Source organism: Paenibacillus sp. LHD-38 (assembly GCF_031157315.1).
Classification (GTDB): Bacteria; Bacillota; Bacilli; order Paenibacillales; family Paenibacillaceae; genus Pristimantibacillus.
This window is the reverse complement of sequence record NZ_JAVIFU010000049.1, coordinates 21589-47026: the sequence shown is the minus strand read 5'-3', so window position 1 is coordinate 47026 and position 25438 is coordinate 21589. Positions and strand designations below refer to the sequence as shown.

Sequence of the window (25438 nt, the reverse complement as noted above, 5' to 3'; positions counted from 1 at the left end):
GTATTCCTCGTGATTATTCTGGTGATTCATAAAAGTCAAGCGTTTATCAGCGATTATTACAACAATTTTCCAACTCTATATCTTTCCCATTTAAATGGAACGAACTGCATAAGTCATGTAATGTTTACCGAGCTATCAACACCATTAAAGATACTCGGTATACGAATATTCAAGGATGAGAATGGTCACTATTGGTACAAAATCAAAAATAATAAACGGAAGCGTGTTTTTAAATAGACGGATTTTAGCGTTGATAAAGTTCGGAGCTTTCAACATAGGCCGTATATGCACAATTCGCTTTGTTCCCGCATTCTCTTTCATACCGCACGCAGTCATAGCAATTGAGAATTCGATCCAGCGCTTGACTGGCCCCTAACACCTCATCAGATTGGTAGGATTGGCTCATTAATAGCTTATCAACCATTTCCCGCCGCAACAACTCTATTGTTTGCTCTAGCTTGATTTTTTGTTGAAAAATATCTCTATTAATGATGATCTACTCCTCTCTGAGGAAGCCCATTATTCTCGTTATTTGTGAGTAAGGCCTCGCCAAACATATGTTCAAACCTACGTACCAGTTGGTTAGCGGCCAAATATTCACCATTACGCCTATAGCTATCTGTCAGTAATTGCGCGAGCTCCAAAAGCAGGTATTCCAGCCGGCTACGTTCCTGCAGCGCCCAATCATCGTACAAGCCCGGCAACAGTCCTTCTACTGTATAACTAAGCACTTCTTTAATGAGTCTGATTTTCGTTTCTTCGTCATTTTCATTACGGGCCTCTTCAAGCAGCAGCATCCAATCCATAATGTCGCAGTCCGATAAGCCTAACCTCTATCCGTTGAGCTGCTTTGCTTGGAATCTCCGCGTTCACTTGGCTGAACAACTCAACAATGTCGCTGTTCATAATTCCAAGCTGCGGATTTCCTGCATGAACAGTCTCCCTGCCGCTTAACGGATTAGCATAGAAATCCATAATCTTTCGAGCCGTGTAGATGGGGTTATCTATATAAACCATACTAGCCGCGTTTAAAACAGTAACTGAGCGAGCATTCGGAATAAACGCAGCTGTTATTTCTGACATATAGGATGGATAGAGAGTATCTTTCTCTCCACCTATAACCATGCAAGGTTTTGTTATTGCAGATAAATCATCCAATGGACTCGCGGTTGCGAAGAGTGACGCTAAATGAAAGTAAACCTTCATATCACATTGCCGATAAGCCTCTTTAATCCATCCTGCTTCCTCACTGTCCAGAGACAGGCAAGTGACTAGACGAGTCATTTGCTCACCAAGCTCCGCTGCCCCGCCATTCCCCGCGTAGCCCTGTCGTAGGCTTAAGGAGCGCTTAACAAGCCCCGGGGGATAAAACCCTACCGTTGAAATTAGAACGACTGTCTCCACCCGATCTGGGCGTGTTAATTCATATTTCACAGTTAAGCTGCCGCCTAAGCCATGACCAATCATATGCGCTTTTTCAATATCGCATTCGTGATACAGGTCGTCGAGATCATTGCACAGCAGCTCCCACGTTAATTCAGAGCCATCGTTCAAGCTTTTGCCGTGTCCGCGCATATCATATCGCAAAACATGATACCGTTCGACAAGCAATAAGACGAGCGGCTCCCAGGTGTGAGCATTCAGACCTAATCCATGTATGAGTACCACGACTTCCGCATTTGGGTTAGACGTACATCTATCGAATTGGTAGAACAAATTAAATATGCCCATAGTCCCCCTACATTGTCACTGCTGTATGATTCAGGATAGTTTGTAATGATAGTGTAATGTATATTTTAGTTCTATGGTAGGGGTCTACTAGCTAAATGATATAATTTTTTACAATCTATTTACAATTTTATTAAAACTGTGTCTGGATAGATAAAAGAAGACCAGCAATGCAGTCTATACGACTCACAGCTGGCCGTTATTCAAACCTTTAGCTTTTGTTATACTCAACAAAGAATCGGCAGTTAGCTTAAGACATGCTCTCCGCAATCTCTCTTCCTGCTTCAAGTTCTTTGTTAAACGCGGCCCGGTACTCAGCAATAATATCCGTTTTGTAGCCGTTAGTCGTCAGCGAAGTCGTTGTTTCTGACATAATAACCTCAAACTTTGCAGAGCAGTTGTTAACCTCTTGCAGACCTTTTTCCTTAATCTTAGGTTGATCTGCGGCACTTGCTGCAAGGTATTGCAGACCGATATCCATTAAAGTCGCCTGACAGCTAGCTTTTAGCGCTGCGAGCTTGGCCTCTGCATTTGCCGTAATTTGCTCATAGGTAGGCTTCACTGCACCTCCGCCATTACCAGTTCCTCCACCCGTTCCCGAAGGGATAACACCGCCGCCTTGCTCCGCCCGATAAGCAGCAGACTCACCGCTAACCATTTTTGTAACCGGATCATATCCGATTTGTGTTCCTACCGACTCCGACAAGAAACGAATCGGCACATAAATGGAGCCTTTATACCCAAAAATGGATTGGCCTGCTGGCAATGCTGCTACCTTCCCGTCAAATACTAGTGAAGCTTTTATAGGCTGCATTGTAATTTCAACACTTGGTTGCGGCTTCTGGCTGCCCGCAGCAGCTAATTGCAGCTGCTTCTTCAGCGCAGCAAGCTCTTTCTCCGTCGGCTCGGAGATTGCAGCCTTCGCGCCATCCCAATTCACTGACTTTTGCAGCGCATACGAGATATAACGGATAGGTACATATGTACGTCCTTCATAAATAAACGAATATTGACCATCAGGCAGCTTAAGCGCTTGTCCGTCAAAGGTTAGCTTTATCGGCTGCGTTTTTATTTTGATATTCGTTGATGCAGCCGATGCAGCGGTTGCAAGAACGGATGACAACATCATAATGGCTAGAAAAATAGATATTACACGTGACTTTTTCATAGGGCCTCCTCAGTCTAATAGGGCGTGCTAGTTGATAGAATTTGCAATAACAGCGAGTGCGTCAGCTCTTGCCGTAGCCTTTGCACTCTCATATTGCGAGCTCCAATCGGGCAAGGCTTGATTGCTTAATTCCGCTGCCTGATATTCGCCCTGAGCATTGCTAATTAATTGATTAAACTTCGCGTCACAAGCTGCCTCCGCAGAAAAAACCTTGTCCAGGTACTTACTCTGAATCGTCGCCAGCGTCGCTTCTTTATCATTGCTTAGCTCATTCGCAATTTGCTTCACTAAGCTGTTGCTGCTTGCCTGACAAGAGGACTTAAGCTGCTGCAGCTTGGCATTAACAGAAGCATCAATCTTCTTTTTCATCTGGGCCTTATCTTCCGAAGTAGTAGATTCTTCCCCTGGCTTCTGGCCCTTGTCTACGTTATCAGACGCAGGAACTGGTGTCAAAGTTGCGGTTGGGCTAGGCTGGAGGGCATCCTCAGGCTGAGCTGATGGAACTGGCTCTGACTCGGGTATTGATGTCTCTTCAGCATTAGCCGTTTGTTCCGGTTGTTCGCTCGGCTGATCCGATTTCGTTGGCGTTCCCTCTGCGTTATCAACCTCAGCCGCTTCTTCTAATCGACCATTTAACTCGTTCACCTGGTTTATCTTTGAATAAAGGCTCATGCTTCCATAGATGATTATTCCGATAACCACAATGGCACCAGCAATAATAAACCGAATTTTGTTTGTTTTATTCATTGTTTTTGGTTTCATAGGGCTATCACTCATACAATGAACCGCTATGATTCTCCTTACCCTTATTTTCAAAAAAACAAGCTGACGCTTGATGGTGATCAGCGTCAGCTTGAGCATATACCATTTAAAATCTATAAGCTGTACTCCACTTTATAGCTTAGGAGAGCGCGACATTCGCTAGTTTATTTTGGTGATAAACCATTTTCAAATAAATCTCCATTCGTTTTTCTTCATCCAAGCAGCCTTCCCAAAGCATTTCGTGAAACACAATACAAAGCTGGTGCCATTCACGTAAGAGCTGAGTGCGCATGAACATAGGAAGAACCTCCATTTTTCCACATAAACCTCGACGGGAGGCACGATATTCGGTAGCTGGCTGGCAGTCTTCATAAGATGAGCCCCTATAGCTTTGCGTCACCACTTTTCAATGGTTTTGCCTTTATCGTACGGTTTATGTAGTTGATTTGTTAAGGGTATATTAACAGAATGTGGGGCGGGTGTATAGGACTTATTAAAAGCATCAAGCAATACTTAACTGCCTTGCCCAATTATAACTTTATCCTCAACATCATGATAACCGTTGGGATTATTTAATTGCCAACGCCAAGCATCAGCACACATTTCTTCGATGCCTCTTTCTGCAACCCAACCTAGTTCTCTTTTTGCCTTAGAGGAATCTGCATAACATACAGCAACGTCACCAGGTCTTCTATCTACAATTATATAGGGAATGCTTTTCCCGGATGTTTGTTCAAATGCATGGACCATCTCTAGTACACTATATCCTTTACCTGTACCTAAATTATAGGCTTCAACACCCGTTACTATCATCACTTTATCTATGGCTTTTAAATGCCCCTTCGCTAGATCCACCACATGAATATAATCCCTAACCCCTGTGCCATCTGACGTTGGGTAGTCATCACCAAAAATACGAAGTTGATTCAGCTTTCCTACAGCTACCTGTGTAATATAAGGTGTTAAATTATTTGGTATGCCGTTCGGATCCTCACCAATTCGACCACTGATATGTGAGCCCACTGGGTTAAAATAACGTAAGAGTGATATACTCCAACTATTATCTGAAACATATAAATCTCGCAGGATTTCTTCAATCATCAATTTTGTACGTCCATATGGATTAGTGGCCCCCAAAGGCGAGTCCTCTGATATCGCCCCAGATGTAGTAGGAGAATATACGGTAGCCGAAGAGCTGAATACCATTTTCTTCACATTATATTTCTGCATAACCTGACAAAGAATAATAGTCCCCGTGATATTATTCTGATAATAACTGAGTGGCAATTCAACTGATTCACCAACTGCCTTAAATCCGGCAAAATGAATAACAGCATCAATCTTATTTTCCATAAAAACTGCTTCAAGATTTTCTCTATCTAATAAATCGATGTTATAAAATTGAATATGTTTGCCAGTAATCTTATCTACTCGATCTAGCGATTCCTTATTGCTGTTAGACAAGTTATCAACCACTACTACTTCATAGCCAATGTTTAATAACTCTAGACAGGTATGACTTCCAATATATCCTGCTCCACCTGTTATTAGTATCGCCATTAATGTGTTCCCCCTAGGTTAGAAATTAATCTACTTTCCTAAAAATTGAGTTTATTCTTTTTAATATATCTTTAAATGAACTACGATCTAAAAGAAAATTTCCAATAAAAATTAAAATAAAGCACCCAATACATAAAACAAATGAATCCATAATCCATTCAAACCAATTATTTGAATTTAAAGAAAATAGGGATGCAAACAGCAAATATCCTAATATTCCAATAACCAGATTAAACATAATATATACTAGTGACTTAACTGGGGGCCTATAAAGTATATGTTTATTAGCATAAAGAATTATATCAATAATCCTATAAATAGCTGCACATGCCGAACCTATAAGTACACCGACTATTCCCCACATTTGCACACATACAATCGAAATAATTATGCTTATTGCAGCTTCAACAATAGCACTAAATTTAGTTTCTTTAAAATGGCCAGCAGCATAAATTATAGTTAATGCTGGCACTCGTAAATTATTTATTAAAAACACTAATACAAACATATACGCTAACAATGGTTGTACATAGTCGGCATCCATTATTCCTTGTGTATATAGTCTAATAAACGGTAAGATCATTCCAAACGCTACCATATAAATCCATACAGTTACTGAATAATAAATATATTCAAATAATCTATAACCATTAGAAACTGTTTTAGTTTCTTTTGTTGCTAGCACCTCACCAAAACCCGCAATTAAACCATTAGAAAAAGCAGTAACAAAAGCTGTAATAATTGAGAATACCATAAGATATATAGAATAAACACTAACATCAGCTAAGGTACTAAACACAGTAAGAATAATAATTGGAGAATTAAACACTATCATATTAACAATCTGATGAATGAAAGCATCCCATCTTTTATCAATTGCTAGTATATCTGGTTTAGTATTAAAATTAATCTTGGGATACTTTCGAGTCACATAAGCAATTAATAAGAAAACACGAAGAATATATATTAATGAAGAAGCAATAAGAACTGTAACAACGCTAAAGCCCATAAGCATTAATATGATACTTGTAATAGTATTTAAAATTAATCCAATAATTTGCACTATGCAAAGCACATAACTTTTTTGATCTGCAGAAATCAAAACTCTATATTTTCCAATTAAATAATATTCAGCCACGCCACTACTACCTAATACTATTACCAAAATAGCTACCAAATAATTAGGTACATCATCACCAATAATAAATGGATATACACAAGCAAGTATAATAGTCATCAGAGCAAATAAACCACCTGATCGTATATAAAACTGACGTGTAGCTGAAAGTATACCATTTATGCGATGCGTATCTTTATTGGCTAATGGGCTATAAAGTGCTTGAGAAGCAGCTGCAGCAACACCCGCCTCGACTAAATTAAGGTATGAGATTATCTGTTTTATTGAAGAGACTAAACCATTAATTGTAGATCCATAAGTATTAATAAAAAGAATCGGTAGTATAAATCCGGAAATAGCTGTAAAAAATTGTAATGCCATACTAAAAGCAAGATTGAGTATAGCTTTTTTTGTCCTCAATATTCCACCAACTAACACTATTTATTATTGTTTTCTTTTAATTTATTGCAATAATTAATATAACTTTGTATATCATATAGCAATTTAATATTAGAACTTAATTCTTCAGAAGACCAATCCCACCATTTATGTTTAATATTCATAAGTTGATTAATTATTTCTGATGAAAATCTATATTTTATTACTTTAGCAGGAACACCACCCACAATAGCGTATGGCGGTACATTTTTCGTAACCACTGAACCTCCTGCTATTATCGCCCCGTCCCCAATGGTGATTTTGTCTTTTATAGTCACATTCCCCCCAATCCAAACATCGTTTCCAATGTTTATATCCACATTCTCCCCCGGCTTATTTATTGAAGGTGTAGATTCATTATTCATTAAACCTATACTGCGTTGCCAATACTTTTCATAAAGAATGGGGTGAGTAGTTAGAAGGTGTTGCGGATGGTTACCCAGACCTATATAAACATTCGGTCCTATAGAGCAATATTTACCAATTTTAGTTCCACTCTCAATTACAATAACACCCCATCCGCCATCATTTAAGTAAGTATAATTACCTATTATTACTCCAGCACCCACATGTGCGTGACGACCTGTAGAAGACTTCAAACCAAATACTGCATTAATAGATGCAAATGGACTTCTTATATCTGCCTTGTATTTATGATAAAAATACAATCTTTTCATTAAGTATTTTATAGTTTTAATTACTATTCAGCCCCTTAAAACTGATACATTTCATAATAAATATAAATAATATACTCAATCAGTATTGTATTTTGAGTATTTGTAAAAATATAATACAATTGCTGTTGGTATTGCTAACATAGTTAATAATTTAGCTGGAGAATCTTTTAAATAAAATTTATTTTTGGAAATAAAAACACAATTCACATATCTTACTGCATATAAATATCGCGTTTTAAAACTATGGCCAATTTTCATACGGTTTCGGAAATACATCGCAAATCCTTTTGGGTTTCTTAATAAAAGTTGTTTATCGTTAGCGGTATAACCATCAGAAAGGTATTCACATTGATATAAAACTTCATTTAGTAAAAGCCATTCATAGTTTTTGTCAATCTGGTCATATATAAGTGCTTCTGTAACGAATTTTTCGCCTTCAATAACAGGAAATTGATATTTCTTGATAATGTTGGCGTTAAATATCATTAATTTGTCACCTTGCACTCGAAATATATTATAAAGATCATACACTGTGCTAACCTTTAATTTTTCTGGTAGCATACTACCAACTACTAAACCTTTCATATTAGACTTACAAGCTATTATACCTGCATAGTGATTATTATTATTGCCCCATTTCTTGATAATAACTTCAATTGCATTATCTAAAAGGAGATCATCAGAATCCAAACACAAAAAAAGTTCTCCATCTGCCATAGAGACTCCTGTATTAAATGCTATATGTTTCCCCTGATTAGGTTGCCAATAGTATTTTATCTTAATAATATCTTCCGATATCCACATATTTATTAGTGTGCTTGTTTCATCGATCGATCCATCATCGACAATTATCCATATGAACTCAACCGATGTCTGCCTACACAAGCTCTCATAACATGCTACTAATGTATGGGCTCTATTATAAGTAGGAGTAAAGACAGTTACTTGACACAAAAAAATCACCCATTTCTTTACAAATAGTAACATTAACATGAAATTTGATTATTTAGATTTAATAACTGCTATAAATACATCATAAATTATATAAATACAATTCCCCTTATAATCATCACTCAGAAAATTATCATGTTATAAATAATTATGTCAACGGAAATATTTCCTTAATAAGTTAATTGATATATAAGGAACGAGTGCATAATAAACTTCATACCTAATTAGAAGAAGCGAATCACTTCTACTTGCGGTTATTAAAAAGTATAGCATTACTGCTACGAATACCTTACTTAATGCTATTTGATCAGAACTCCCCTTCGAAGGATTCAATATTTTAGCAATAAGGAACCCCAACAAAAACATAAAAATAACTCCAAGCCAACTAAAATTATAATAAGCCTCAGCAAGCAAGGAAAATCCTGGACCATAATTCATGTTTAGAACAGACATAAGCCAATTAGATAATGATACTCGGTCAATAATACCACCTGTAAGAAAATTCGGAAAAATAGCTAATAATGCTGCTAGGTAAGTCTCTCCATATTTAAAATCAAAGTTATTTGGAACAAGTTTCATCATTTCGATTAACGGGAACATTGACCCTCCCATTTCACCTATTGAGCCTATCACGGGATTTCTACTTGATATAATTTCTATAGACTGTTGAAATATATCATGTATGGTTCTCCCCTCATTGCCTCTTATCTCCCCAATGATGTTGAATACACATAGTAATAATATAGATCCAATTAATATTACTACCGTTGTTTTACCTTTAAATATTTTAATCTGTTCATGCCAAAGCACCATAAAACTAACTAACAACGCTGCAGCATCAGATCGTGCACCTGCAGCAAAATTCAATAATACCGCCGCTATTAAAATGAATACCATCAAATTTCTTGTAATTTTATTTTTTTTATATACTACAATTAGAAGAAATATTGCAGGAATAAAAAACAATTTTACTGTCAAGACAACATTATTCATAAAAGAAATGTTATTTCCAAAATCATTATTATTATAATTATATAGAGACATATATCCATAGGTCAGTGATTGAACCATATTTTGCCCGGTTTTATAAAAGTATATAATTGATGATAAAATAAACAATCCCCAAGCTATTACTTTTATAGATTTATTCAAGCTTTTATCTTGTATTTCAAAAATCTCTTGTACCCTAATTTTATTTTTTTGAGTACATAAAGCACCTAGGTGCATAAATGATAGGCCAAGAATTGTATATAAATGAGCTTGAAGAAGTGTTTCAGTGCTATATAATCTATATAAATCGAATGGTTCATGAATAATCCCTATCGATCTTAGAAAAGCTTGTCCATAAGTGAAGGTAAAAAAAGAAACCAGAAAAAAAATGTATGATGAAAATAAATTTCCATTAATTCTTTTCCAAGTATAGATTGAATATACCATTAGCGAGTTACCGATCCAGCACAAATAAAAGAGATTTTTTTCAGCGTTTCCATTAGATTTTAATAGCGTATTTCCAACAAACGCAATTAATAATATAACCACTATATACCAAAATATTACATATGGTTTTTGGGATACATAAAATTTCTTTTTATATTCATAAGAGTCTTTCAATTTCAATCCTCCGTAGTTTATATAAATCTAGATATAAATCTGAATTACTTTTAATATCATATTTATTAATTCTAAATTTACTCTTTATGTCTTTAACATCAATAATACAACCATCTGTTTTTTTGGCAAGAATTCTTTCCACCCATTCTTCATGATTTTGATCAATATTAACAAATTCCACCAAGCCTAATCCAATATCAGCTTCACTTGTTACTTTAGAAGAAACTATACACGGAATACCAGTAGCCTGTGCTTCAATAAGAGCAAGCGGTAGACCCTCATATAATGATGGCATAATAAAAAGATCAAATATATTTAAAAATAAGGGTACATCATTACGTAGTCCAACAAATCTAACATATGAACTTAAACCCTTCTCTTCGACTTCTAGTTCCAAATTCTTCCTTAGATCACCATCTCCAACAAATATCATACAAAATTCAAAACCTATATTTTTCAGCCGCTGAGCGATTGAAATAGAGTAATGATAATTCTTGATTTCATTTAAAGTTCCTACTTGTCCAATGATAAATATATTTTCCCCAATTTCTAGTTTCTTCTTTAAGTTAGTTATGTCGTCTGAAGAAACAGTAAGATATTTATCCAAATCTACTGCATTTGGAACAATCATACCCTTACGTTCAAACTCTTTCCCAAATAAAAATACACCTGCTTCTTTACCACAAGCTATTAAAGAATTTGCATTTCTGATTATTAAATGTTTCATAATACGCTGGTACATCTTTCTAACTATGTTATCATTTAAAGTATCTCGAGTACTATGAGCATGTGCTATTCTTAATTTTATTTTTTCCTTTCTTGCAGCTAAAGCTATTAAACCGATATTAAATAGAGTATGTGCATGTACTGCATGAAACGGTCCATTCTTCTGAATAACTTGCCTCAGATCTTCAATAAATCTCAACGGGTTTAGTAAGCTAAATGGCTTTACGTAAAAAATTCGACCACCTAGTTTTAGTATTTCTTTATCGTAATCACTTTCTTTATCTGTAAAAGTAATAAAATCAAAATTGAAACTCATGTAATTAATATTACGATATATGTTCATTATCATGGTCTCCGCACCACCACGATTCATTCTATCAACTACATGTAATATCCTTATGTCTTGACGGTTATTACTAACTTTATCACTAGACAAATTCCGCACCATTACGACCTCTCATTCAATTTATTAGCATTATTTTATTTCGAGAAAGTGATATTTAATAACTTTAAAAATGCCGTCAAGCTTTAATTACACTTTTTTGTTTAGTATTCATAATAAATAAGTACAGTAATAAACCAAATGGTAAAGCCAATAAAGTTATACTCTTAGCTGGCGATTCTAACAAAAACCTTTTATTTCGGGATATAATGCTACTTGAGACATAGTGAACTGCATTTCTAAATTTGACTTTAAAGCTCCCTTTCATCTTTAAAACTTCTTTTCTAAAATATGCAAAACCTTTTGGATTCTTGCGAAACTGAATTATAATATTCTGTGTTCCACCATCAGGCAAGTATTCTACGAAGCATAAAACTTCATTAAAAACTAGCATCTTGTATTTTAAATCAATTTTGTAATACTTACAGTCTAATGGAACATATTTCTCATCACTGAATAAAGGTATTGGATCGTTTTTAAGCAACTCGCTTCTAAAAACTAACTTATAATCACAATTTAGTCTTAAATTCTGTCTAATATCATATGTTGTGGTCTCTTTCATATTCAACTTCTGGCTAATTAAACTTCCATCAGGATATGCGTCTAATCCTATCATTCCACTGTATTCATTTGATCCAAACTTATCCCAATAATTTAGTACTTTTTCTATTGCATCATCTGCGAGATAATCATCTGAATCACAACACATACATAATTCTGTATCTATTAAGTTGTAGGCAGTATTATGTGCACCGTGCATTCCTTGATTTTCTTGCCACTTATATCTTATTGATATTTTCTCTTCTTTTATCCAACTTTCAACTAATTCCTTGGTATTATCAGTTGACCCGTCATCAACAATCAACCAAATAAAGTCACTATTTGTTTGCCTTATTAGACTTTTGTAACAGTTTTCAAGTATATAAGCTCTATTATAAGAAGGCGTAAAAATTGTTAACAACGTATGATTCATCCGATTTCATTACTCCTTTTAGAATCAATTAAACATGCTACAAGGCATAATTTGTACTTTATAAATTCATATACAGATCTTTCAGACGAGAATTCATAATATCCCATGAGTATTCTGCATTATATATACTTTGTATTCGATTCGTAATGCTACTCCATTTTTTTCTTTCTTCAGATATTTCTTCTAGTGCTTTTTCGAAGGATTCAGCATTATAGTCAATAGCTTTTCCAATTTCAAAATTCCGTACAATCACATCTATCCCTGTCCCATTTGCTACTATTATTGGTTTCCCTAGTATCATAGCCTCATATAGTTTATTTGGTGATGAATATCTGTGATTAGGTACATCTGGATCATAAGTTGCAAAGAGCACATCGCATTTTTGTTCAATTGCAATGACCCTTTCATACGGTATTCTTCCATAATAGATAATATTATTATTACTTTCCGCTATTTCTTTTATATAATCTTCATAAGGCCCAAAACCACCTATATGCAATTCCCATTCTTGATGTGCTTGAAACACTTTAAGTGTTTCTTTAAGTAGTCGGCCACTACTTAAGATACCTATATAAACAACTTTCAGTTTTTCATTTCTAAAAGCTATATTTTCATCATCTACGATTAGGTTTGATATATCTGGAGAATTATGAATAATATATAATTTTCGAGGTTTGCTCTTTGAAATTTGCTCTATACGGCTTTCGTTTACTATAATTACGGCATTTGCTGAGTTAATCATGACAGTGTCTATCTTTTCAACTATCGGCTTTAAAAATCCTGGCACATGAAAAGCATCAACATAATAGTCAAAAATATCATAAACATATTTTTTCTTGAATAACTTTGCACATATCCAAACAGGAATAACTGTGTCAAAATCACATGCGTGAATAATATCATATTCTTTCCGATTTCTAACAAGCCACCCTAATATACATAACTGAAACAATAATAGAGGAAATAAACTTTTCAATCCATTCCCATAAGAGGCATTAATGTTAAACCATCTTATTGGTAGTATTCCGTATTTAACCTTTATCTCTCCAGTTTTTTCTCTCTTATTTATCACTTGCCTATTCCAAGCTATTAGTTTAACTTTGTAGCCTAGCCTTAATAACGTATTCGCTTCTTTCTCTACACGTGGATCTGGTAAGATTGGATTAGATCGTATAATTATAATTCTCACATTGTCCTCCTTACTTTCATCCAATAATTGGTTTAATGTTTCTTATTCTATTGGCTTGAGATAGTTTGAGTATATTTGACTAGTCACAATATTAATTTTTTCTACTGAATAGTTTTCTATAATATTTTTATTTCTTTCACTAAACAATCTTCTTAACTCTTCTGAATTAAACAATTTTTCAATATAATAAGCAAAGCTTGATGAATCATTTATATCTACTACAAAACCATTTTTTTCATGTTTTATTAAGTCTCTGTTCCCTCTACAATCTGTTACTATAGTAGGTAGCCCAATTGCCATAGCCTCCATAATATTCACAGGAAGACCTTCTTGCCTGGACGCTGAAACAGCGACATCTGATAGCATCATAAAATTATTAATATCTTGACGATAGCCCAAAAATTCAATCTTCGATTTTAAGCCCAATTCATCGACAAGCTCTTCATAATTACTCAAGTACTCACCTTTACCTGCAAGTAACAATTTTATATTAGGTATTTTATCAGCGATAATATGTACTGTATTTATAAGTAAATCTTGATGTTTCCTATAGGAAAGTTCACCGGCATACATCAAAATAAAATCATTTTCTTGATAACCATACTTCTTGCGCAATAAACTCTTCTCATCCACAGTCGGTGGATGATATTTTTTTAAATCAATTCCAATTCCATTTACTAGTTTTAGGTCTTTCGCTTTAAAGTTTTTACTTGCTACTTGGTAGTCTTCTTCATTAATTGTGATTAGACAATCTGTAAATTTTGACAACCATTTTTCTATTGAATAATATATTATCCAATTTTTTTTTGATGCTCCGTTAAAAAAATGAAATCCATGAGCAGTATAGACTACCTTTGTATTGTTATGACGAGCTTTTCTAGCTGCAAGGCGAGCAATTACTCCTCCTATTGGTGAGTGACAGTGAATTATATCAAATTGCATTTCATCTATTAGTTTATGAATTTCTTTATAAGCGTTTATATTGCTAAGACTGATTGCATTGCGATCAATTAAAATATCATGCACTATTACACCAATAGATATCAGATGTTCTTTATATTCATCCACTCTTTCTTTTGAAGTTGTACTACCAAATTGGAAATTTGCAACTACATGAACTTCGCAATTCATTTGTTTGAATATTAATATATTGGATGTATTAAACTGATCGATCATTGATGCTACAGACGCTAGAATTAATACTTTTCTCAATCCTCTCCCCCCTTTAGTGTCATTTCAACAGATTTTTCAAAATCAACAACACAATAATTCAAATTACATTCCCTAGATAAATTTTTATCATAAACTTTATTTCCAAAAACTTTATTTAATAAACTTATACGTGAAGACAATATTTTTAATAAACCATTAAATATATTCGTAAATAGTATTTTTTTATTTTGTAGTTTTGTAGCAACTTCAATAATAGCTTTAGTAGAGACATACTCTTTGTTTTGTGGATAAAAAACACCTTCTAATTGAGTATCCATTGTCAACTTCAAAAACTCACATAAATTATCAATGTAAATCATGCTTCTTTCATTATAGATATTAACAAATAGAGGTGTATATCTTGCAAGTTTTAATAATTTAGGAAAGTTCCCTTTGCAATTGGGTCCATAGACTAATGGTGCTCTAACAATTACAGTTTTAAATTCATCACTTTTTAATTTTTGTATTGCTAAATCCGCTTCTAATTTGCTTCTCCCATAGAAATCTATTGGTAAAAATTTGGATTTAGAATCTATCACCTTACTTTCACCAATATTACTGTCTTCACCATAAATAATAATTGAACTCATAAATATGAATTGCCGAACACCTTCAGTTTTTGCTTTATTAGCAACATCAATCGCCATATCGCGATTTACTTTATAGTACAATGTTTCTAATTCAGGGTTTCTTGAAACATGAGCAATTCCAGCTACATGAATAACTACATCGTAGATACCGAAAAATATATTATTCCATTCGTTATTTCTAGTTTTCACCTTAGCCACATGATAATCATGAGAAGAGTTTGATAACCATCTTTCAAGAGAATTACCTATGTAACTATTTTCCCCTACAATTAATATATTCTTTTTTTTCATTTAGAAGACCTCATTTATTGTTATCTAAACTTGTTAGAGAAACACCTTCTCTTATTCCATCACTTTTAATCACTCTGAATATGGTCAATATAAATACCTTAATATCAAACACGAAACTCATGTTATTAACATATTCCGCATCATAGCTTACTTTAATGTTTAATGGTAGTTCATCCCTACCATTAATTTGTGCCCAACCAGTAAGTCCAGGATAAATTGCATTCACGTCATACTCATCCCTTTTAGCAATTAAATCATACTGATTCCAAAGTGCTGGCCTTGGCCCAATAATACTCATCTCTCCTTTAATTATATTGAATATTTGAGGCAACTCATCTAAGCTTGTTTTCCGTATAAACAAACCAATTTTAGTAATGTAGTTATTTGGATTTTGCAACATGTGTGTCGGTGTCTCTCTTGGAGCTTCTACTCTCATCGTTCTAAATTTCAATATGTAAAACTCTTTTTTATCTTTACCTATACGTTTTTGTTTAAAAAACACAGGTCCTTTTGAATCTATTTTAATCAAAATAGCTAATACAAAGAAAAACGGCCACAGAACTATTAGCGATATAACTGAAAAGAATAAATCTAAAATACGTTTAATATAGGAATAAAACATAAGTTCACCTTCTATAACAATTTTTTTATAAAAAAATGTACTTTGAAAAATATAATTTATTTTTTACTTTCTCCTATTAAACTTTGTTGCGTAATACCTAATAAAAATTCTAATAAACCTTCTCTTAGCTCTTCACGTTGTAACGCATATTCAATTGTTGTTTTAATAAAACCTATTTTTTCACCAACATCATATCTGATGCCTTCAAAATCATATGCATATACAGCCTCATATTTAATCAGTTCAGCTATAGCATCAGTAAGCTGGATCTCACCTGCAGCCCCAGGTTTTTGAGTATCTAAAATATTAAAAATTCTAGGGTTTAAAATGTATCGTCCCAAAACAGCAATATTAGAAGGTGCCTCATTTATCATTGGTTTCTCTACTAAATGATTAACACTAAATAAACGATTACTAGTTTCATTTCCATCAATAATTCCATACCTTGAAACCTCTTCGTTCAATACTCTTTGAACTCCAATTATCGATGCATTATAAAGTTCATATTGTTCCATTAACTGCTTTAAGCAGGGTTTACGGGCTTTAACAATATCGTCACCTAACAGCACGGCAAATGGTTCATTCCCAATAAACTTACGCGCACACCAAATGGCATGACCTAATCCTTTAGGCTCCTTTTGACGTATATAATGGATATCAACCATTTTTGAGGACTTTTGAACTTCTTTTAATAACTCATGTTTTCCTTTTTCAAATAAGTTTTGCTCTAACTCAAAGGAATTATCAAAATGATCTTCAATTGCTCTTTTTCCTTTTCCAGTAACTATAATAATATCTTCAATACCGGACTCTATTGCTTCTTCTACAATATATTGAATAGTAGGTTTGTCTACAATTGGAAGCATCTCTTTGGGCATAGCCTTAGTCGCTGGTAAAAACCTAGTTCCAAGACCGGCAGCCGGTATTATCGCTTTTCTAACCTTCACTCTTTACAGCTCCTCTTTAAAAACTTTACTACACCTGTTATAAATAAAACACAGTTCTCATTTTTACTTTTCTTGAATCACCTCATCATACGATTTCCCTTGGCTCATACCATATTTCTTAGCTACTTGAATCAATTCGTCATACTGCTCTGGAGATAACTTCTCTAAAATAATGCTGCGTGCTTTCTTCTTCTCTTCTAGTTCTAACCCACCGCTTGCCAATTCTTGAATTTGTTTAATATCTGATAGACTAAGCTCCTCAAGTAGCACGGTCGAAACTTTAGCTTTCTCTGAGACGGTTATTTTTTCTTGTACTTCTTTTGCTTTATCTACAGAAACTTCAGCGCTGTAAGATTCATTTGGCTTTTCATTTTGTTTATCATCATCCAATTCTTTACTCTCATTCTTATTATCTGCTTGATTAACCTTGTCAGTATCTTGCTCCGTTTGTTCTGCTCCGGAATTCAAATTGTTTGTTTCTTCCGTATTCTCTGCAGCGTTATTTTGTGAGGAATTGCTATCTACTATAGAACTATTATTATTTGGACTAGCGCTGGTATCATCAACAACGAGATTGCTCTCTAAATCTGCTGCCAATGTAGAGATGAACCTATCTACAGCATAGTTAGCGGCGAACAACCCACCTATGCCTAATATCAATACTACGGATATTGTCCATAACAATATCTTCTTCCACTTCTTCTTACGCATTTCCATTCGCCTCCATTTTCGATGCAGATTATTAGGATACGTGTGAATAGAAAGGAACGAGATGCTCAATTACATCCTTCACCGAGCTTTGGCTTTCGCCTAGAACCTTCTCAAAACGTTTGAATTGAAGCTCAAGCTCTGCTCGGTTAATCTGCGATGGCTTACCGATATAGATGCGCTCATGTTGGGTAGACGATACTGCCTCTTCATCCGTTAACAGCTCTTCGAAAAGTTTCTCGCCCTCACGCATACCGCTAAAGTTAATTTCAATATCTACATCCGGCTCATAACCAGATAACCGGATCAAATCCTGTGCCAAATCCATAATTTTGACAGGTTTGCCCATATCCAATACGAATATTTCTCCGCCTTTGGCGAACGAGCCCGCCTGAATAACCAACTGAACGGCCTCAGGAATCGTCATGAAATATCTAACCATATCTGGATGGGTTACAGTGACTGGCCCGCCTGCAGCAATCTGCTCTTTGAACCTTGGAATGACACTGCCACGGCTGCCGAGTACATTTCCGAATCGAACCGCTACAAACTGTGTAGCACTTGTTGTATTAATGCTCTGTATGTACATCTCTGCAATTCTCTTCGTAGCTCCCATAATGCTAGAAGGATTAACGGCTTTATCGGAGGAGATCATAACAAATCGTTCTGCTTTATACTTGTCCGCACAGTCTGCTACGTTTCTTGTTCCGAATACATTGTTCTTTACAGCTTCTGATGGATTACGCTCCATTAATGGAACATGTTTATGGGCCGCAGCATGGAACACGACCTGCGGTCTAAACTTTCGGAATACATCATCCATTCGATTACGATCCTGAATGTCCGCAATGACGGTTTCCAGCTGAACATCCGGATATTTACTTCTAAGCTCCATTTCAATCGTGTAAATACTGTTCTCTCCATGCCCCAAAAGCAACAAACGCGCAGGGTTAAATGAAGAGATTTGCCTGCACAACTCAGACCCGATGGAACCCCCTGCACCTGTTACAAGCACGACTTTATCCGATACATAATTGGCAATTCCCTCGAGGTCAGTCATTACAGGCTCTCGCCCTAGCAAGTCTTCAACTTCCACATTTCTTAGCGATTTCACAGCCAAACGACCTTTAATAAAGTCATTAATCGAAGGAATAATCTTGACCTTTGCGCCGGTGAGCTTGCAAATATTGATAATATCGGATATATGCGCCCTTTTTGTAGACGGCATTGCGATAATGATGTCATGGATATGGTATTTCTGTACAAGCTTTTCTATATGCAACCGATTCCCTAAAACCGGTAAGCCATAAACCTGCATATTACGTTTATGTAAATCATCATCAATAAAACCTATAATGCGATTGCCAGCGAAGCTATTGCTAGTCATGATTTCTTTAGCGATTAATGCACCGCAGTCACCTGCGCCTACGACAAGTATATTGTTTACCAAATCTTTCTTCTTCGTTCTGTTTACTCGGATTAATCGCCAGAGGAAACGCGAGCCTCCCATAAATAACAGCATTAACTCCAATGTTCGAGATGTTATCGAGATGGGTACTCGTTCTTCATAAAGCAAGTAGGTAGCTAAATAGGATAAGATTAAACCGATAATAATCGCCTTAGCCAGCTCAATGATTTCCCCAATACTGGCATATTGCCACATCCGTCGATACATTCGAAAGAACGCCAAGCTGCTACCGCATATTACTGTTGTTAATAAAGCAAATAAAAGCATCTGAGATTCGTAGAAGGGAGGAATCTTTCCATCAAAACGAAATAAATAGGATATTGAAATCGCGACCCATATAATACAAATATCAATTACCAGTATGATTAGCATTCTATTTCTATTGCTAAGCTTGCTCACCTTACTCATCCCTCCAGGATAGCTTTCTTCTACGAACTCTGTCTCTTTATTTATCTTGCACACCGTAATAATAGTAATAGGCCTCTTCATTAGCTTTACGCTTCACATTATTCAATACCACGCCTAGTATTCGAGCATTAACACTTTCTAAATTTTTCACTGCCTTGCCTGCAATGTCCCGTTTTACTTTACCTTGATCTACTACCAAAATGACGCCATCACTCTTCGTAGCAACAATTTGAGCATCAGTAACAGCGAGCAGCGGAGGCGTATCAATCAAGATAATGTCATACATCCCTCTTAATTGATCAATAATTGCAGTCATTCTCTTCGAGCCCATCATCTCAGCTGGGTTCGGTGGAATGGCGCCTGATGTAATAATATCTAAGTTAGGAATGTCGGTTACTTGAATCACTTCCTCTAGTGAGGATTGCTGCGAAATAACGGACGATAGACCCCATCGGTTGGAAATAGAAAAGGTATGATGAGCTGTAGGCTTACGAAGATCGGCATCAATAAGAACAACCTTCTTCTCCGATTGTGCGAATGTGACAGCCAGATTGGTAATAGTCGTCGACTTCCCTTCGCCCGGGCCTGCCGAGGATACCATTAACACCTGAAGCTTCTCGTCAATTGAAGAAAACTCAATATTGGTTCTTAATGCACGATAGGATTCTGAAATGGGGGAACGGGGATTCGTTAGCGTAATAATCTGACGCTTATTTCTCAATAGAGACACGCTCTAATTCACCTGCCTTGTAGGTTTGGTTGGCTTTGCTAGTTTGGCTTGAATTCGCATCCTCCGGGTTCATTCTTGAGATCATAGCAAGCGTAGGTTGCCCCAAAAATTCCAGCACGTCCGCTTCTGTCTTAATGGTATCGTCCAAATACTCAAGCAAGAATGTAATTCCGACAGCGATCATTAGTGATACGACCAATGCAATGGCAATATTAATGGGTACATTCGGTGATACTGGATCTGGCTGCGTATTTACTACAGCTTCATTCAGAATCGATACATTTTCGACCTTGAAAATATGTTGAATCTCTTCTTTAAAAACACGAGAGACGGCATTAACCACCTGAGCTGCTTGCTTGTAGTCCACATCCTGTACGACTAAAGTCATTACCTGTGTATTATTTACAGAGCTAACCTGGATCTTGTTAGCAAGCTCGATTGCTGTCAGACCAAGCTCAGGATACTGCTCGGCTACTTTATCCAATATAGCCGGCGTTTTAATAATTTCCTTATACGTACCAATCATTGTAATATTCGAGTTGATTTGATTAAGATCAAGCTGTCCTGTAGCCAATTGGGATTGCGTTTGGTTTACAATAATTTTCGTAGAAGCTTCATATACCGGGTTCTTTAAAAAGATGCTTATAGCTGCGGCTGCAGCTGTACAGATGAATACAAATAATATAATAAGCGCCAATCTCTTCTTAATGATTGCCATGTACTGTCGTAAATCCAGTTCTTTAGACACGCCATACTCCTCCGTCAGATATAGTCTTATAGACTATATATAGTTCATAAGATCTATCTCTTATCCCATAATAATCTACAATTCCACAATATCCTATGATTTTTCCGAAAAAAATCTTCCCCCCACCTACATGAGAGGAAGATTTTAACTCTATTGTAGCTTACTTGTCGAAATTCAGCGCCCGGTAAATAATGACAGCCGCTTCAGCGCGAGTCGCGTTGTTTTTCGGTAGGAATTTACCTGCATTACCGATTACGATTTTGTGTGTAGCAGCAAATGCTACACCGTCTTTCAACGTAGCATTAATTTTCCCTGCATCAGCGAAGCCCTTAAGAGCTGCATCAACATCCGTTACATCTACTGCACCTTTGGAAACCTTCAATGCGCGAGCAATCATTGTTGCCATCTCAGCACGAGTGATTGTTGCATTAGGGTCGAACTTCGATGCCGAGCGTCCGTTAATGATTTTAAGTTGAGCAGCTGCAGCAACGTATGGTGCAAACCAGTCAGCTGCATCCACATCTGCAAATGCTTCTGTTGCCGAACCATTTTCCAGGTCCAGAGCACGGATCAACATTTTTGCAAACTCAGCGCGAGTTACTTTATCCTGTGGAACAAATTTACCTTCCGATTTGCCTTCGATTGCACCTTTAGCAGCTACCACTTGAATTTCGCGGCCAGCCCATGCCTCAACCTTAGCAATATCAGTGAACGATACTTTGTTTTCTACAACGACATAGGATGAGAACGAATCACGTGATTCGATAATCGAATTGCCGGATACACGTCCGCCATGGAAGACTAGCTTGCCATCAACGATTTTCGCTACGGAAAGAAGTTCTTTATCAAGGCCTGTTGTATCGCCAAGCGGAAGGCTGATGACGATCGGTTGGTCAAATGTTGTTTTCGCAACTCCACCAATTGTCAAGTTGAAGTCGTAGACCTCCGATACCGGTTTCAATGTGCCTACTACCGCTGCACTTGCATCTGTTTTGCTAATAGCAAGTGAGATCGCAGATGAGAACGATCCGCCAACAGGAACAGTCACTTCGAACCCGCCGACAACAAATGTTGCGCCTGATACATTACCAGCTGCTGCTGCTTTCACTACTGCATCAGGAAGATTCAAGACAACATCTTTTAGGGTTACAGCACCTAGATCAAATTTCAAAGCAGTTTTCTGAACTGCGGAACCTGGAGCCAATTCTTTCACTTTCGCTGCAACAGCGTCGATTCCAGCAATAACGGACAATAGGTTGCTTTCATTTAGTTGAAGAACCGCTTTTCCGTTTACATTGCTAACATTAGAAGCAGCACTAATTGTCGCCAACTTTGTAATCTCAGCAGTCGCATCTGTAACGAATTTTGTGATAAGAGCCGCTTTCTCAGCTTCCGTCGCTTTATCTAGCGCCGCTTTCAAATCATTAAGCAATTTGTCCGTTGTTTCTGGTAGTGGTGCAGTTGGTGTAATAATAATACCGCCGCCACCGCCGCCGCCGCCTGACGAATTCAATGATTTATAAGCCGTAAACAATGCGCCTGCCGCAGCCGTAAACGTGCTGTCGTTATTAACTGCCGCTCTTGCTTCAGTCAACACGGAAAGCACATCATTCGTGTTTACACCATAATGCAGGAAAATTTTCTCGACGTTGTACTCGCTCTCTGGCAAAGCAGCTAGTACATCTCTCAGCAATTGTTGAACACTGCTTGAGTTCGTCATAATATCAAGCAAGCCCGCCAAATCCTTCGAACCTACTTGTGCAACAAGTTCTTCTTGAATATCGAAGAAATAAAGTGCAATGTCATCTACAGTAAGATCAGTAACCCCTGCTTCTGTAGCAAAGGATTGAAGCAAAGCTCCGTGCTCCGCACGCAGAGCTTCAAGTCCTGCAACCGAAGGATTGTAAGACAATGAAACGGCGTCGTAGAAAAGATTTTCTAATTGCGTTTCTTCCGAGGCGCTAGGCTGGAACTTGTCAACGATCGGCGCTACGATATCGCCTTTCACATGAATAGCCAGTCCATCCAAAGCATCTTGAAGTTCTTTAACTTTAGGAAGACCGCCTGTCGCAACGAGTGCGTCGTATAATTTCTTCACATCTTTTACAAGCTGGGAATCTTCAAGGGATGAAGCATAAGCTACCCCATTCACTCCAAGCTTCTCCGCTAGGCCTTTGTTACTAAGCGGAATTCCAGCAAAAGCCGTTAGGGCTACGCTTGCTGCAATCGTAGATACTGCTAGTTTCTTTCTTAATGTCACTTTCTCTCACTCCTAATATATTAAAATAGCGGCATTCATCTAGTAGATGAATGACTAATAACGCCGAAGGGGATTACCCGATATGTACTTGCTGTATTTTCCAACCATTCAAGAGCAGCCTATCTTTTGTAAAATAAGGAAGCAAAACGATGCACGAGGCCCTTGGAGGATTCCGATGCTGCGGGTTGATTTTGGAAAGATATGTCGTCTAATACAGATTTAGCATTGGACTGCAAATAATTAACCCACTGTTCGCCCATCCGCCTCTCAATGGCATCATATGCTTCGCGAAGTCGAAAACCGCGGCGGACAATATGATGAGCATCGGAAGAAACGATGTGGATACAGCCGGTTTGTAACAGCGACCAAGCGGATTGTTCAATACGTTTGCCAAACCCCCCTAACAGCGAATGGGTCGTAACCTGGGCGAAAGCTCCAGCTTCAATAAGCTCAGCTAATCGTTCCGGGTGCTTTACAACCTCTGCATTCCTTTCGGGGTGAGCAATAATAGGCTTTAGCTTTAGGATATTAAGCTCATGTATAAGCTCGATCATCGCTTTCGGTATACGAGAAGACGGCATTTCTATTAATACATAACTAGAACCGGCTAATGGGAGCAGTTCATTCCTATACCAGGCATCCAGCAAATCATCATGAACACGAATTTCTTGCCCAGTCCGGATAGTAACAGGCACACCCACTGCTATTAACTGTTCGTTAATCGCATGGGTGTGCTCGGCTACGTCTTGTGCTGTGTTTGTATAGGTCCCATTGGCGTGATGCGGAGTTGCAATAATGGTGGTGATTCCCTCTGAAGCGGCTGCCTGGGCCATGTCCAAAGTATCATTCCAACTCGCTGCACCATCATCCAATCCGGGTAATATATGTGTATGGATGTCTATCATGCTGATCTCACTTCCTATGTAGAATTTGATCAAAGCTACCTGATAGGCAGGTTTGAAACTATTCTACCACAAGAAGATAGATCTTTCAGCACTTCTCGATACAATTCGACAGTTCTTACGACAAAGACTAGTATAGCCTACGATTACCATAAATGTAAGACAAAATTTGTAAAAATTAAAATTTGTTCAGAAATTTTTCAGATCGAAGTTGGTATTACGATCTCTATTACAAAAGCTCCTTACGAAGCTCTGCTGCGGATTTCGGAGATAAGTAGGCATAGGGAATGTCAAACACGGTTTTTGCGCCAGTTTGTCCTTGCTTGGCCATCTTGTATGCCGCCCTCGCGTAAGCAACGAGAACACTCGCCGTGAATTCCGGATTGCTGTCAAGCTTCAGTCCGAATTCAATAATTTGTGTGCTATTTTCACCTGTCTTGCCGCTGCGCAGCACCGTGCCGCCGTGAGGCATCGAGGAGTGTTCAGCCTTCATTGTTGCTTCGTCGATAAAATGAACCGTTGTATTGTAATCAGAGAAATAGTTCGGCATGCTGCGAATTTCCTCGGCAATGGCCTCTTGATCAGCACCCTGCTCCGCAACGATGTAGCAATCGCGGATGTGCTTCTCACGAGTGGTCAGCTCCGGGTTCTCGCCGCTGCGAACACGATTAACCGCGTCTTCACTTGGAATGGTGTATTGCACGCCGTGCTTTACGCCTTTCACTCGGCGAATCGCATCCGAATGCCCTTGGCTCACGCCTTTGCCCCAGAACGTGTATTCCTTGCCCTCAGGCAGAATGGCTTCTGCAAGCAGACGATTCAAAGAGAACAAGCCTGGATCCCAGCCCGTTGATATTACGCTCACTTTTCCGCCTGTGCTTGCTACTGCATCCACTTGTTCAAAATATTCCGGAATACGCGCGTGCGTATCAAAGCTGTCTACCGTATGGAACATGCGTGCAAAAGCAGGCCCTTGCTCCGGAAGATCCGTAGCCGAGCCGCCGCAAAGAATCATAACGTCGATCTCATTGACGAAACGCTCAGCATCCTCAATGGAATACGCTTTAATAGCCGAAGGAATCGAAGCAGGGTCCCTCCGTGTAAAAATAGCATCCAACTTCATGTCCGGGCTTTGCTTTATTGCCAGCTCTACCCCGCGCCCCAAATTGCCGTAACCCACGATACCAATGCGAATCTGTTCTGTCATGCT

Annotated in this window: 25 protein-coding genes and 1 riboswitch; all 25 genes read right to left on the bottom strand. The window is 37.3% G+C overall.

The window, feature by feature from the left end:
• Window positions 1-244 precede the first annotated feature (244 nt).
• The 25 genes from RCO25_RS34955 to RCO25_RS28215 all read right to left on the bottom strand — a co-directional run bounded on the left by RCO25_RS34955 (window position 245) and on the right by RCO25_RS28215 (window position 25435).
• The gene (locus tag RCO25_RS34955) at window positions 245-445 is read right to left on the bottom strand and encodes an aspartyl-phosphate phosphatase Spo0E family protein (protein WP_374992181.1); all 201 of its coding nucleotides are present in this window, start codon (window positions 443-445) and stop codon (window positions 245-247) included.
• Between the two features lie 40 nt (window positions 446-485).
• Window positions 486-806, bottom strand: a complete 321-nt coding sequence (locus RCO25_RS28330; protein WP_308999432.1) for a hypothetical protein — start codon at window positions 804-806, stop codon at window positions 486-488.
• A complete protein-coding gene (locus RCO25_RS28325; protein ID WP_308999431.1) occupies window positions 784-1731 on the bottom strand; it encodes an alpha/beta fold hydrolase in 948 nt (315 codons plus the stop codon). The genes RCO25_RS28330 and RCO25_RS28325 overlap by 23 nt, the downstream gene beginning before the upstream one ends.
• 247 nt (window positions 1732-1978) lie before the next feature.
• On the bottom strand, window positions 1979-2896 hold the full coding sequence (locus tag RCO25_RS28320) for a stalk domain-containing protein (RefSeq protein ID WP_308999430.1): 918 nt from the start codon (window positions 2894-2896) through the stop codon (window positions 1979-1981).
• A gap of 27 nt (window positions 2897-2923) precedes the next feature.
• Window positions 2924-3658, bottom strand: coding sequence for a hypothetical protein (locus tag RCO25_RS28315; protein ID WP_308999429.1), 735 nt, complete (start codon window positions 3656-3658; stop codon window positions 2924-2926).
• Between the two features lie 139 nt (window positions 3659-3797).
• Window positions 3798-3956 carry a hypothetical protein gene (locus tag RCO25_RS28310; protein WP_308999428.1) on the bottom strand — a complete coding sequence of 53 codons (159 nt, stop codon included), beginning with the start codon at window positions 3954-3956 and terminating at the stop codon, window positions 3798-3800.
• Between the two features lie 48 nt (window positions 3957-4004).
• Window positions 4005-4088: riboswitch (cyclic di-GMP riboswitch) on the bottom strand.
• Window positions 4089-4171: 83 nt separating this feature from the next.
• Window positions 4172-5218: a UDP-glucose 4-epimerase GalE gene (galE, locus tag RCO25_RS28305; RefSeq protein WP_308999427.1), complete on the bottom strand. Its 1047-nt coding sequence runs from the start codon at window positions 5216-5218 to the stop codon at window positions 4172-4174.
• Between the two features lie 25 nt (window positions 5219-5243).
• Window positions 5244-6755, bottom strand: coding sequence for a lipopolysaccharide biosynthesis protein (locus tag RCO25_RS28300; RefSeq protein WP_308999426.1), 1512 nt, complete (start codon window positions 6753-6755; stop codon window positions 5244-5246).
• Window positions 6756-6772: 17 nt separating this feature from the next.
• Complete coding sequence (locus RCO25_RS28295) at window positions 6773-7450, bottom strand: CatB-related O-acetyltransferase (RefSeq protein ID WP_308999425.1); 678 nt, start codon at window positions 7448-7450, stop codon at window positions 6773-6775.
• A gap of 75 nt (window positions 7451-7525) precedes the next feature.
• Entirely contained in the window at window positions 7526-8437 is a 912-nt protein-coding gene (locus RCO25_RS28290; protein ID WP_308999436.1) for a glycosyltransferase family 2 protein, read from the bottom strand.
• A 117-nt stretch (window positions 8438-8554) separates the two neighbouring features.
• The gene (wzy, locus tag RCO25_RS28285) at window positions 8555-10012 is read right to left on the bottom strand and encodes an O-antigen polysaccharide polymerase Wzy (RefSeq protein ID WP_308999424.1); all 1458 of its coding nucleotides are present in this window, start codon (window positions 10010-10012) and stop codon (window positions 8555-8557) included.
• Window positions 9996-11111, bottom strand: a complete 1116-nt coding sequence (locus tag RCO25_RS28280; RefSeq protein ID WP_308999435.1) for a glycosyltransferase family 1 protein — start codon at window positions 11109-11111, stop codon at window positions 9996-9998. The genes wzy and RCO25_RS28280 overlap by 17 nt, the downstream gene beginning before the upstream one ends.
• Before the next feature lie 148 nt (window positions 11112-11259).
• Window positions 11260-12153, bottom strand: a complete 894-nt coding sequence (locus tag RCO25_RS28275; protein WP_308999423.1) for a glycosyltransferase family 2 protein — start codon at window positions 12151-12153, stop codon at window positions 11260-11262.
• A 58-nt stretch (window positions 12154-12211) separates the two neighbouring features.
• Entirely contained in the window at window positions 12212-13342 is a 1131-nt protein-coding gene (locus RCO25_RS28270; protein WP_308999422.1) for a glycosyltransferase family 4 protein, read from the bottom strand.
• 42 nt (window positions 13343-13384) lie between these two features.
• Window positions 13385-14554: a glycosyltransferase family 4 protein gene (locus tag RCO25_RS28265; RefSeq protein ID WP_308999421.1), complete on the bottom strand. Its 1170-nt coding sequence runs from the start codon at window positions 14552-14554 to the stop codon at window positions 13385-13387.
• Entirely contained in the window at window positions 14551-15435 is an 885-nt protein-coding gene (locus RCO25_RS28260; protein ID WP_308999420.1) for an NAD-dependent epimerase/dehydratase family protein, read from the bottom strand. Before RCO25_RS28260 ends, RCO25_RS28265 begins: the two co-directional genes overlap by 4 nt.
• A 10-nt stretch (window positions 15436-15445) precedes the next feature.
• Window positions 15446-16057: a sugar transferase gene (locus RCO25_RS28255; RefSeq protein WP_308999419.1), complete on the bottom strand. Its 612-nt coding sequence runs from the start codon at window positions 16055-16057 to the stop codon at window positions 15446-15448.
• 56 nt (window positions 16058-16113) lie between these two features.
• Window positions 16114-17004 carry a UTP--glucose-1-phosphate uridylyltransferase GalU gene (gene galU, locus RCO25_RS28250; RefSeq protein ID WP_308999418.1) on the bottom strand — a complete coding sequence of 297 codons (891 nt, stop codon included), beginning with the start codon at window positions 17002-17004 and terminating at the stop codon, window positions 16114-16116.
• A 63-nt stretch (window positions 17005-17067) separates the two neighbouring features.
• Window positions 17068-17715 (bottom strand): hypothetical protein, encoded by a 648-nt coding sequence (locus tag RCO25_RS28245; RefSeq protein ID WP_308999417.1) that lies wholly within the window; start codon window positions 17713-17715, stop codon window positions 17068-17070.
• A 31-nt stretch (window positions 17716-17746) separates the two neighbouring features.
• Window positions 17747-19588, bottom strand: a complete 1842-nt coding sequence (locus RCO25_RS28240; RefSeq protein WP_374992180.1) for a polysaccharide biosynthesis protein — start codon at window positions 19586-19588, stop codon at window positions 17747-17749.
• Window positions 19589-19625: 37 nt separating this feature from the next.
• Complete coding sequence (locus RCO25_RS28235) at window positions 19626-20318, bottom strand: CpsD/CapB family tyrosine-protein kinase (RefSeq protein ID WP_308999416.1); 693 nt, start codon at window positions 20316-20318, stop codon at window positions 19626-19628.
• Window positions 20299-21066: a YveK family protein gene (locus RCO25_RS28230; RefSeq protein ID WP_308999415.1), complete on the bottom strand. Its 768-nt coding sequence runs from the start codon at window positions 21064-21066 to the stop codon at window positions 20299-20301. The genes RCO25_RS28235 and RCO25_RS28230 overlap by 20 nt, the downstream gene beginning before the upstream one ends.
• Window positions 21067-21226: 160 nt before the next feature.
• On the bottom strand, window positions 21227-23326 hold the full coding sequence (locus RCO25_RS28225) for an S-layer homology domain-containing protein (protein ID WP_308999414.1): 2100 nt from the start codon (window positions 23324-23326) through the stop codon (window positions 21227-21229).
• Between the two features lie 119 nt (window positions 23327-23445).
• Entirely contained in the window at window positions 23446-24231 is a 786-nt protein-coding gene (locus RCO25_RS28220; RefSeq protein ID WP_308999413.1) for a tyrosine-protein phosphatase, read from the bottom strand.
• A gap of 226 nt (window positions 24232-24457) precedes the next feature.
• Entirely contained in the window at window positions 24458-25435 is a 978-nt protein-coding gene (locus tag RCO25_RS28215; RefSeq protein WP_308999412.1) for a diaminopimelate dehydrogenase, read from the bottom strand.
• Window positions 25436-25438 lie beyond the last annotated feature (3 nt).